The organism is Pseudomonas sp. 05N434, assembly GCF_056396965.1.
Map to the genome: position 1 here is coordinate 1 of NZ_JBFTMK010000153.1, position 9,155 is coordinate 9,155.

The 9,155-nt window shown below is 55.3% G+C and carries 8 protein-coding genes; 6 read left to right on the forward strand and 2 right to left on the reverse strand.

The window, feature by feature from the left end:
- Positions 1 to 1,016: 1,016 nt before the first annotated feature.
- On the reverse strand, positions 1,017 to 2,138 hold the full coding sequence (locus AC1DLB_RS12355) for a GlxA family transcriptional regulator (protein ID WP_086945811.1): 1,122 nt from the start codon (positions 2,136 to 2,138) through the stop codon (positions 1,017 to 1,019).
- Between the two features lie 99 nt (positions 2,139 to 2,237).
- On the opposite strand from AC1DLB_RS12355, the gene AC1DLB_RS12360 reads away from it, so the two are divergent.
- The 6 genes from AC1DLB_RS12360 (at position 2,238) to alr (ending at position 8,331) form a co-directional block, all read left to right on the forward strand.
- The gene (locus tag AC1DLB_RS12360) at positions 2,238 to 3,110 is read left to right on the forward strand and encodes a substrate-binding periplasmic protein (RefSeq protein ID WP_019582762.1); all 873 of its coding nucleotides are present in this window, start codon (positions 2,238 to 2,240) and stop codon (positions 3,108 to 3,110) included.
- A gap of 77 nt (positions 3,111 to 3,187) precedes the next feature.
- Positions 3,188 to 3,976: an amino acid ABC transporter ATP-binding protein gene (locus AC1DLB_RS12365; protein WP_019582763.1), complete on the forward strand. Its 789-nt coding sequence runs from the start codon at positions 3,188 to 3,190 to the stop codon at positions 3,974 to 3,976.
- Positions 3,976 to 4,632, forward strand: a complete 657-nt coding sequence (locus AC1DLB_RS12370; protein WP_477785061.1) for an amino acid ABC transporter permease — start codon at positions 3,976 to 3,978, stop codon at positions 4,630 to 4,632. Before AC1DLB_RS12365 ends, AC1DLB_RS12370 begins: the two co-directional genes overlap by 1 nt.
- Positions 4,629 to 5,312, forward strand: coding sequence for an amino acid ABC transporter permease (locus AC1DLB_RS12375; RefSeq protein ID WP_477785062.1), 684 nt, complete (start codon positions 4,629 to 4,631; stop codon positions 5,310 to 5,312). The genes AC1DLB_RS12370 and AC1DLB_RS12375 overlap by 4 nt, the downstream gene beginning before the upstream one ends.
- Before the next feature lie 4 nt (positions 5,313 to 5,316).
- Positions 5,317 to 6,744: an amidase gene (locus AC1DLB_RS12380; protein WP_477744285.1), complete on the forward strand. Its 1,428-nt coding sequence runs from the start codon at positions 5,317 to 5,319 to the stop codon at positions 6,742 to 6,744.
- Positions 6,745 to 7,089: 345 nt separating this feature from the next.
- Entirely contained in the window at positions 7,090 to 8,331 is a 1,242-nt protein-coding gene (gene alr, locus AC1DLB_RS12385; protein ID WP_477744288.1) for an alanine racemase, read from the forward strand.
- A gap of 220 nt (positions 8,332 to 8,551) precedes the next feature.
- On the opposite strand, the gene AC1DLB_RS12390 is transcribed toward alr, so the two are convergent.
- Positions 8,552 to 9,155: transporter substrate-binding domain-containing protein (locus tag AC1DLB_RS12390; RefSeq protein WP_477785063.1), on the reverse strand; the 604-nt coding region annotated here is incomplete at its 5' end.

Consider the following 9,155-nt stretch of genomic DNA (forward strand, 5'->3'; position numbering starts at 1 on the left):
TTGGCCCATTCCAGAGGCTGTAAAAACAACGTTACGTGTTCCAGGTCGCGACCGGTGCGACTCGAAGCATTGACCGTGCGATCGCTCAGCCAACGAACGTCAATGGCTCAAGACGATCAGGTTATGAGCGTTTTTACACACTCTGGACCTATAGCTGCCGGTGGCGACAGGCAGAAATCGACCCTTTACGGTCGTTCACTGCTGGCAGCTACCTGCCACGTTCCATGAGCGACTGGCTCCAGTTGCACGAACTCCAGAGTGGCCAGGGCGAGCAAGCCCAACAGCGACCAGATATAAGGATACAATCACACTGACGACAGGGTTGGAAGGCATTACTCACCACGTGTAGGGAGAGTCCATATGCGACTTGTTAGCCGCTTTAGATACCCCCGAAACCGAAAAGCCAGAAAAGTAAAGCTCTGCCTCTATGCCCCTCATACTCCGATTCACTATCAAGCTGTTTTCGACAATAAAACAAACTGATAATGGCTGGGATAAACAACAAGGTGAACAACCATTGAAACGCATCTGTTGATTTCAAGGTGATCGCCACAAGTAAATTAATTAGAGTCATGCCAATAATGAATAAGTTGTATCTAATATGTCGACGCTTCATTGAAGCAAAGCTTTCCCAATCATAAATCAGCCAGTCGTGGGAAAAATCGTCGCATTTAGGACACCTAAGGCTTGGCGGAAGCTTGTCTGCGATATAACCGCAGCTAGGGCATCGAACTTTCATGGCGCTATCCTGACACTCTCTCATTAGTTGACATGCCATGTCGTGGTAAGCGCGAGATCTATCGAGAGATAACGCGATAGGGATGACGGCAAGCCCGACTACGATAAAGAGGGTAGCAGGACACAATCTATTTGCCCGTAGTCTGTCCACCGACTGCTTTTGGCCGATTTCTGCCCTTCACGAACGGCAGAACTCACAACCAAAAGCTGCCTGTCGAAAAACCGTTAATCTCATTCCAACTTGGTCTTCACATTCTGCCCCGCGACCGATCAATGCTTCACTGTCTATACAAAAAAAACTTCCCCCCTTGGGTGGGTGTCGCTTTTTGCATCAACTCTTTTCGCAATTTTCCGGGGGACATGCCAAACATGTTCTGAAAATGTCGAATGAAATGGGGCGCATCGGCGAACCCGCATTCGAAAGCGATTTCCCCGATATGTCGATCCGAGCTGATGAGAAGCCATCGGCCAAACCTGAGTCGAACGTGGCGATAGAATTGGGCCGGAGTGTTACTGGTTTCAGCGACAAACAGCCGCTCCAGTTGCCGTTTGCTGGTACCGACAAGGTTCGCGATTGTGTCGATATCCAAGGGCTCGGTCATGTGCTTTTCCATCAGCATCACGGCTTCGTGCAGGCGCCTGTTCGAAGAGCTGGCGTAGCCAAGTGCCTTGCGCCGGTCGACGAAACTGCCGGAGCTGCGTTTTGCGACCGTCATCTGATGAACAACTTTGCCGGCCCGATCCGGGCCGCAATGCACCCCAATAAGATGGATGGCCAACTCAATCACCGAGATACCGCCTGCGCAGGTGATCCGATCCTTGTCGATGAGGAAGTCACTGTTGCTGACAAAGCGCAATCTGGGGAACAGACGTTTCCAGTCGTCGCAATGGTAGGCATGCACGCAAGCAGTACGTCCCTCCATCAGGCCATGTCGAGCAAGCACGAAGCTGCCCGTGCATAGACCGATCAATGGCACGTCAGCGGCTGCCGCCTGATGCAGAAATGCCGGATAAGTCTTTGGTGCTGCCTCAAGGGAATCAAGCAGTCCACCAATCACCACGATGTAGTCAAATTGATGAGGATGGGTGAGTTCACTGTCGATAGGTACATCCAGTCCGCAACTGGATATGACTCTTTGCCCAGGGGTACCGAGTACTTTCCATTGGCATCGTATCGGGCGGCTCTGATCCCCCGTATCGGCAGCATGTCGCAACGCATCGGTCAGCCCTGAGAGTGACAGCAAGGGGAAGCGCGGCCACAAAACAATACCAATAGACAACTCGGTGGCGCCGCGTCGGCTTGGCGGATGTCGTGCCTGACCATTATCAAGCCCCTCCACGAGGCTGTCGCTGGAGGCCTTGGGCAGTACATCTCCGAAATGTCGCAAATGTTCAATCATTCATGCAAACCATCCAACAAGTTATACCGCTGATCACCATACGATGAGCTCCTGCCTAACACCATGCTGTTCATAAAAAAAGCAATCGAGGAGCACGTGATGAAGAAGCCCAACGTTCAACGTTTTTCCGGTATTTATGCGGGTCTGCTGGTATCCATGCTGGCCTCGGCACCGGCACTCGCACTGGAAACGGTAGAGCCGGGAAGCCTGACTATCGCGTTCACTGGCGATATGCCGGGGACCGGTTATCAAGACAGCCGGATGGTCGGCTACGACGGTGAAATCCTTCAACAAATATCTGAGAAGCTGGGGTTGAAGGTTAAACCTGCCTTGATGGACTGGGCCGGCACCATCGCCTCAGTACAAGCTAAACGCGTGGATGTGATGGCCGGCACCATGGGCTGGACCGAACAGCGCGCGAAGATCATGACCGTGAGCGACCCGATTCACTATTTCAAGAACGGGATCACCCAGACCGACAAGACCAACTGGAGCAGCCTCAAAGACTTGCAGGGCAAGAAGGTCGGCACCATCACGGGTTTTTCGTTCATCCCTGAGATGCGCAAGATCGAAGGGTTGCAAGTAGCGTTGTACGACACCTCCGATGCCGCGGTGCGCGATCTCCTCGCCGGGCGCATCGATGCAGTGATTGGCGATCCTCCGGTCATGCAATACGCCATTTTTCGCAACGAGCAGTGGCACCTGCACTTCAACGCTTTCACCGACAACGATCCGAATTTCCCACTGCTGACGGGTCTGGGTCAGGTGGTGTACGGCTTCAATAAAGGGGCCAGCCCACAGCTGGTGGCTGCCGTGAACGAGCAGATCCAGACCCTCTGGAAAAGCTGTGAAATGCGCAAGATCGGTGCCCGCTACGGTCTGACTCAGGATGTCTGGTATGTGCCGGAAGGCAAGGACCTGAGGCTGGGTGTCGACCGCCCGGCGGACTGGAAACTGCCCGGCTGCAAATAAGCGCTTGAGCGGATGAATCGGCCTGATGGCCCGTGCCGATTCATCGCCATGTCTATAACAAAAAGAGGTTAGCCAAGATGTCGACCCCGTCCGAACCTGCATTGCTGCGAGTGCATGACCTACACAAAAGTTATGGTGATCTGGAGGTGCTAAAGGGTATCAACCTGGAGTTGAAAGCCGGTGAAACCCTGTCATTGATCGGCCCCAGCGGGTCGGGAAAGTCCACTTGCCTGCGTTGCATCAATTACCTGGAAAAACCCACTCGAGGCGATATCTGGCTGGGTGACGAGTTGATCGGGCAGATCAAGGACGGTAAACGCATACGTCTGATGAGTGATCGGGAAATGGCTCCGCAGCGACGCGAGATCGCGATGGTGTTCCAGCTCTTCTACCTCTGGCCACATTTGAGCGTACGCGACAACGTCGCACTGGGGCCGATCAAGGCACAGGGTATGCCGCGCGAGCAGGCCTATGAGCTGGCTGATGCCATGTTGGAAAAAGTCCATCTGCGGCACAAGGCCGAGGTCTATCCCGAGCAGTTATCCGGCGGACAGCAACAGCGGGTCGCTATCGCCCGCGCGTTGGCCCAACAACCTAAAGTCATCCTGTTCGACGAGCCGACCTCGGCGCTGGACCCCGAACTGGTGGGTGAAGTACTGGCCGTGATTCGCGAGCTGGCGCAAGAGGGCCGCACCATGATCATGGTAACTCATGAAGTGCGCTTCGCTCGGGATGTGGCGGATCGGGTGATCTTCATGGACGGCGGACACATTGTCGAGCAAGGGCCTTCGGCGCAGGTAATCGACAACCCAAGCCATGAGCGCACCCGCAGTTTTCTTGGGCGCATGGCGATGGAGGGCGCTTGATGGCGAACTTCGAGGTCTTTCTCGGGCTACTGCCTCTGTTGTTGAAAGGCGCGCTCACCGCCCTGGAAATCGCGCTGTGTACCTTGTTGCTGGCGAGTGCCGGAGGGGTAGTTCTGGCGGTGTTGCTGACGTTCAGTCGGTCACGGGTGTTGCATGGGGTGATCGGCTGTTTCATTGAGTGGATGCGCAATGTTCCCGCGCTGGCGCATCTGTTCCTGATCTATTTCGGCCTCTCCTACCTTGGCATCAACTTGCCCGCGTGGCTGGCCGCCATCGTTGGCTTGAGTCTGGTGGGCAGCGCGGTGTTGGCCGATATTTTCCGCAGCGGCTTGCAGTCGCTGCATGTCGGTCAGCATGAAGCCGGGTTGGCTGTCGGTCTGAGCCGGATGCAGATTTTGCACTGCATTCTCTTGCCCCAGGCCCTGCGCGTGACGTTGCCTGCGTTCGCCAACTACGTCACGCAATTGGTCAAGGACAYGTCCATCGCCTCGGCCATCGCTGTGCCGGAAATAATGTTCCTGGCGCGCAATCTGGTGACCTCTACCTTCCAGACTTCACTGATCTATTTGGCTGTGATGTGCATCTACGCTGCGATGATTTTACCGATCGGTGTGGGATTCATTCGGCTCGAACGTCATTTTGGGAGCGCGCGATGATCAGTTTTTTTCAGCAATACCCGGTGTACTGGAGCGACTGGATCGCTCGCCTATTGCTCGGTGCACGGATCACTGCCGAATTGTCCCTGATGGGGTTCGCTCTGGCGGTCGTGCTGGGGGCGTTATTGGTCTGCGCGATGAGAAGTCCAAGTGTCATCCTAAAACGGTTGGCAACGTTCTTTATTCAGAGCATGCGCGCTGTACCTCTTCTGGCGTTGCTGCTGGCTCTGTATTTCGCGTTGCCCAGCCTGGGTTTGACGTTGTCCGGCTATTGGGCCGGGGCCATCGGTCTGGGTTTGCAGGGTGCCGCTTACGTTGCGGAAATCCTCCGTGGCGGCCTGGATTCGCTGCATCGCGGCCAGCGCGAAGCCGCCATCGCCATCGGACTGACGCCACTGAAAGCGTTTACCACCGYCATCCTGCCGCAAGCGATTCGTGGCATGTTGCCGCCACTGCTTAACGCCTACGTGTCGATCCTCAAGGACAGCTCGTTGTGCGCTCTGATCGCCACCGATGAGTTGATGCTGGCGGCGCGAGCCATCGCTTCGGAAACCTTCCTGCCAATGCATGTCTTCCTGCTGGTAGGGCTGTTCTATTTTGTTATCGCTTTCCCTCTTTCAATGCTGTCGCGTGTGCTTGAAAAGCACTTTTCACGCGGGCGCAAAACCGTGCGAGGTTGAACATATGAGCACCATAGATCGAGTTACTTCCCACAGCATTGCCCAGTTGCAGCAGGCGCTGCAGGCTGGATCGCTGACTAGCGAAGCGCTGGTTCGTGCGCAACTGGCGCGCATCAAGCGCTTTGACGAGCAGCTCAATGCCTATGTCGAGGCCTATCCCTCGCGTGCTTTGAACGCGGCCATCGCCGCTGATCGCCAGCGTGCGTCCGGTATACACCTGGGACCGCTACATGGCATTCCTCTGGCGATCAAGGACTTGTTCGAGATCGATGGCCAGGCCATCACGGGTGGATCATTGGCACAGGCACCGCGTGTTTCGAGGTTGACCGCCACTGCAGTGCAACGCCTGGAGCGTGCCGGTGCAATCATTCTTGGCAAGACCCATACCGTCGAATTCGCTTTCGGTGGCTGGGGCACTAACGCGGTGATGGGCACGCCGTGGAACCCGTGGGACCGTAACGTGCATCACGCTCCGGGTGGCTCAAGCAGCGGCTCGGCAGTGGCCGTGGCCAGCGGGTTGGCGAGCGCTGCGTTGGGCACCGATACCGGCGGCTCGGTGCGGATTCCGGCGGGCATGTGCGGCTTGGTCGGGCTGAAAACCACGCGTGGGCTTATCAGTCGCCATGGCTTGATCGAACTGTGTCCTTCGCTGGATTCGGTAGGGCCTATCACCCACACCGTTGAAGATGCGGCGTGGATGTTGGATGCACTGCTGGGCCCGGACCCGCTGGATCCGGTTTCGGCCCAGGCACCTGTATTCAGCGCCGCTGCCGGTCTCAATCAGCCGGTAGCCGGTTTGCGCATCTGGGTGTTGCCACAGGCCGAACGAGCGCATGTCGCTCCCGGGGTGCTGAAGGCTTACGATTTGGGGCTCAAGCAGTTGGCCGCGTTGGGCATGCAACTGATCGAACAACCGCTACCCACGTCGTTGGAGCAGTGCATGCGCATCGCTGGTGGGCTGATGAGCGCAGAAGGTTATGCCAGCCTGGGTAGCTTGTTCGAGCGCGACGATCTGCGTTTCGACCCCCATGTTCAACGTCGCGTACTCAGTGGTCGCGACATCGACGCAGCGTCGTATATCCAGTTGCACAATCAGCGCCGCGCCGCTCGGCACGCCATGCAGGAGGCCATGACCAACATAGACGCATGCGCTTTCCCGACCAACGCTATTGGCAGTGTGCCGTTGGATGAGGTCGATGAATATGGCACGCCACTGGCCTTGTTGGGGCGGTTCGCCAACTTGCTGAACCTGTGTTCGGTGGCGCTGCCCATCGGGCTCGATGAAAAGTGCATGCCGGTCTCGATGCAGATTGTGGGTCGGGCATTCGCCGAACCGCTGATTCTACGCATCGGCCATGCCTATCAACAGGTCAGCGATTGGCACACGCTACGGCCTGAGGGCTGGGAGCTGGTGGACAACGCGGTTGCATGATGGATACAACTGCTTGATATGTCCTTGGGTATCACCCTGCCAACGCTCCAAGTTAAAGTAGGGTTAGAAAGTGTCAGCTATAAATCCATACAAAAAATATAATATATATCCGCCCAGCGACTTCGCTAGTCATCAAAAATTTCACCGGAAGGGTTACTCCAAGGATAGCGTTTCAATAACGTTGTTCACCCTGTACTGAGTTTTCTTTTATCGCTATCAGTGGAGCACCCTGCCGCCCATAAAGTCAGGTCACTTCCTTAGTTGGGTAGTGGCTTGCGCAAAGTCATGTATGTCGTCAAATCGTTAGTTGTCACCAACAACGTTCTGTATCAGGAGATGTATTGGATGCCTTTCACACGGACTGTTATTGCCCTTTCTTTAGGCCTGATTATAGGGCATGGGTATGTTCAGGCTGCACCGCTGCTTTCTTTGGATAATGGTCAGTCTGAACGGGCCGTAGCAACCAGTAATGCATGGATTGAAATTAACCAGGCGGCGTTTGAAAACAATATTCGTACGCTCCAGAGCACCTTGACGAATAAATCACGGCTTTGTGCCATCCTCAAGGCGGATGCCTATGGTCATGGTGTCGCGTTATTGATGCCATCTGTCATGAAAATGGAAGTGCCCTGCGTAGGCGTTGCCAGCAATGAAGAGGCTAGAGTTGTACGTGAAAGTGGCTTCAAGGGGGAGCTTGTCCGAGTGCGTACAGCGACGTTGGCCGAGGTGGAAGGAGCATTGCCGTACAAGATAGAGGAGTTAGTCAGTAGCCTCGATTATGCTCGAGAAACGGCCGCTATTGCTGAAAAACATGGGAATCGCCTGAAGGTTCACTTGGCGTTGAACGCAGGTGGTATGAGTCGTAACGGCCTGGAAATGAGCACTGAACAAGGTCGGCAAGAAGCCTTGGCGATCAATCGTTTGGCTCCTCTGGAGTTGGTCGGAATCATGACTCACTTCGCGGTGCAGGATAAGGATGATGTTCGGCAAGGGCTCAAGGCTTTCAATGAGCAAACAGCTTGGCTGATAAAGGCCGCCGGAATTGATAGAAGTAAAATCTCCCTTCATGCGGCGAACTCTTACGCGACGTTAGAAGTGCCAGAGTCGCATTTGGACATGGTACGTGCCGGAGGCGCTTTGTATGGGATGATGGAACCTTCGCATGCCGAGTACCAACCGGTCATGCAGGTCAAGTCATATGTGGCGTCTGTTAATCAATACCCTAAAGGCAATACAGTGGGGTATGACCGAACAGTGACACTGAGTCGTGATTCAAAGCTTGCGAATATTCCAGTGGGCTACTCTGATGGCTATCGTCGAGCGTTTACCAATAAAGGCGTTGTCCTTATAGATGGGCAGCGTGCTCCAGTGGTAGGAAAGGTCTCCATGAATACACTCATGGTGGACGTGACAGATATCCCTGCTGTGCGCGCTGGCGATCAGGTGGTGCTCTTCGGTAAACAAGGCGACAGTGAGATCACCCAGAGTGAACTTGAAGAACTCAGTGGGACATTGCTGGTGGACCTTGCTACCGTTTGGGGGAGTAGCAATCCCAAAGCCCTGGTGGCGGATAAAGCCTCCGACTAACCAGTGAGGGGGCTAGTCGCTACTGCGGTGGTAACGCTCACACAGTAACGACTTTTGGCAGTGACGCTCGCTGGTCACTGCCGACCCGTGACGACTAAAACGGTGCTGACGTTCAAGGCTGTTTTATTCTCCAGAGCCTTGAAGCAGCCAAGGCGACCAAACAGGTCAATTTGATAGGGCTGCTCAACCCGACTTTACGGGGATGGACGCTCAGCTGAAGCTACTGCACCGGATCACTCACCGGCTTGGCAATAATGGCCTTGAGTTCGCTGGTCATCGGGAACTCCAGGTTCAAGCCTTTAGGCGGAATCGGCTGTTCGAACCAGCGCTGGTAGATCCCGTTGATTTCCCCGGAGCTGTACAGCTCGCCCAGCGACGAGTTCACCAGCGCGAGGAACTGCGGATCATCTTTGCGTACCATGCAGCTGTAGATTTCCCGCGACTGCTCTTCCCCGACCACCACCCACTTGTGCGGATCGCGGGCCTTGGCGCGTTCGCCGTAGAGCAGCGCATCGTCCATGTAGAACGCCACCGCCCGACCGGACTGCAACATCTGGAAGGCTTCACCGTGATCCTTGGCGCTGATCACGAACATGTCGATCTTGTGATCGACGTTGTAGCTTTTCAGATAGCGTTCGTTGGTGGTGCCGGCGGTGGTTACCACATTCTTGCCGCGCAGATCGGCGAAACTCTTGATCCYGCTGTCATTGGCCGTCAGCAATTGACCTTTGACATAGATAAACCCATAGGAAAACGCCACCTGCTTTTGTCGCTCTGCGGTAACGCCGGTCGAGCCACACTCCAGGTCAACGGTACCGTTCTGC